We start from the raw sequence: 2,169 nt of genomic DNA, 5'->3' as shown, positions 1-2,169 counted from the left end.
CAAAAGAAAGATTATAAAAGCGTAATAGCTTAGAATCTTCTTTGGTGTCGTTTTTCTCTAAATTCTCAAGTAAGGTTTTATTTTGAGAATAATTAAATTCTATAACGCTTTTATAAAGTTCTTTTCTTGCATTTAAATAAGTATTTGTGATTTTATCTTTGTGCAATAAGAATATAGTATAAAAGCTAGAATGATAAGGAAATTTTTCTTCGTTAAATAAGGCTTGATTGTTTTGATTAAAACTTGTAAAACTTTCACAAAAATATAAAGCTTTTAATAAATAAAATTCTGAGTTAATGTGGATGTTATCTATTATATCTTTTAGTTTTAATGCTTTATAATCTTTTGATATGCTTTTGAGTAAGCTTTTTTCATTAAGTAAAGATGGCGTTTTTTTAACATCATAAAAAGGATAGTAATAATTTTTTAAATCTTTTGAAATCTTACCATCATAATATAATTGAATTCTTTGCATATTTTTAATTTGTGTTTGATGACAATGTGCTAAGTTATGATAATATTTTTCTTCAGAACTTAAATGAGTTTCATATTCTCTTATAAAATCAATAAAAGAAATACCACTATCTTTTAACCAATCTTCTATTTTAGAATTAATCCACCAAAGAATTATCATACTAGTGCCAACAATACTAATGGCTGCTAAAACACCTAACAAGGTGCTACTTGTAATTGCTATTGCACTATAAGTTGTAATGGCTGCTGTTCTTATTATCGGTATTCCTATTGTAAAAATTTGTGAAGCAATAATTTCAGAACCAATTTTTACAGAAACTTTTAAACCATCTTTTGTTTTTTGATATTCTATTAAAGCATCAATTCCACTAAGGGTATTATCTGCTCTTTTTATGATGATTTTAAAAGGGAGTAGGTAATCTTTAGAGCCAATATCTGTTACATCATCTAAAAAACCAGTGATACCTTTCATGGCTTGAACTTCATTTTGATGCATAAAATTTTCCGTTTTATTTGCATCTTCTATTTCTTTAAGTAGTTTTTCTCCTATTTCATCTACACCTGCATCTTTTAAAAGAATTTGCAATTCTTTTTCTGTTTCGTTTAATTCTTTTCTAGGTAATTCTTCTTTTTGCAATTCTTCGTTCATTGTTTACACTCTTTTAGTTTAGATTGTAGGGTATTGAGCTGATTGATTTGTTTTTGATCGAGTCTGAGTTTTGGATAATTATTGTTTATATTTTCTATTTTCATTTTAAGATAATCATCTTTATAGGCAATAAATTTAATTTTTGAATTTATAAGATTGATATATCTATCAACTGCAATATTAATTTTTTCTATGCCATTTAGAATTGCTATGGTTTTGGGATTATTTAAATCACAAATAGGAGCTATTGAAAGTTCTCTTAGGTACATATTATTAGCAAACGCACCATCTAAGCCAATCAATAGATTAATATATGTTACAATTTCTATTATTTCAAAATCATTATCATTTTTTTTCAAAAAATCCTCTTCTAAACGAGTATTTAGAAAAAATAAAAAATCTTCAAGTGCATCAAATCTTTCCTTATCAAATAAAAAATAAGTTTTATGTCCTATAAAAGTTTTTTCATTATCTAAAAGATAAAGTATAATATCCATATTTATTCTTAAAACAATTCGACTAGCTTTTCTTGAAAGTTCCTCATCTTCATCTAGGAATGAATAAATAGTTAAAATTCTTATATCTTCAATACTAGTTTGTATCATCTTAAGATTTTTAATAATCATTTGTGTAACTTTTTCTTGATTATAGTTTTCTTTGCTTAAATTCTTAGCATATTCTAATTCTTCCTTGCCTTCGTTTTCACTCCATTTGATTAAAGCACTAAGATTTTCTCTTGCTTTATTTTCATTAGCTTCTTTAAATTGTAAAGCTTCTTGGATAAAGTTATAAGCATTGCTAGCAATTATGATAAAAACTAATACAATAAAAACTATAATAGAAATTCTTTTTGATATTTTAAGCAATTTTTTTACCTTTAAAGTTAGTATTATTTATTATAGCATTATTAGATACAATCTTAAAATCTTCTTTTATATCATCTATAATGATATTGCTTTGTTTCGTTTTTAAAGAAGTTTCATTGTTAAAATTTGTGTTTTTTATTATAGTATCTATACTTTCTTTTGTATTGTTTTCTTGATTTG

Annotated in this window: 3 protein-coding genes; all 3 read right to left on the bottom strand. The window is 24.4% G+C overall.

Annotated features, from left to right (window positions below; all coding sequences use genetic code 11):
• On the bottom strand, nt 1-1,123 hold a 1,123-nt coding region (locus tag L8X38_RS08330), incomplete at its 3' end, for a hypothetical protein (protein WP_263661762.1).
• On the bottom strand, nt 1,120-1,989 hold the full coding sequence (locus L8X38_RS08325) for a hypothetical protein (protein WP_263661761.1): 870 nt from the start codon (nt 1,987-1,989) through the stop codon (nt 1,120-1,122). The genes L8X38_RS08325 and L8X38_RS08330, both read right to left, overlap by 4 nt.
• Nucleotides 1,982-2,169 (bottom strand): hypothetical protein (locus tag L8X38_RS08320; RefSeq protein ID WP_263661760.1); only part of this gene is annotated, 188 nt, incomplete at its 5' end. The genes L8X38_RS08320 and L8X38_RS08325, both read right to left, overlap by 8 nt.

Source organism: Campylobacter sp. CNRCH_2014_2452 (assembly GCF_025772865.1).
GTDB classification, from domain to species: Bacteria; Campylobacterota; Campylobacteria; order Campylobacterales; family Campylobacteraceae; genus Campylobacter_D; species Campylobacter_D lari_D.
The sequence above is the reverse complement of the archived record's forward strand: the minus strand, read 5'-3'. Positions and strand labels throughout refer to the sequence as shown.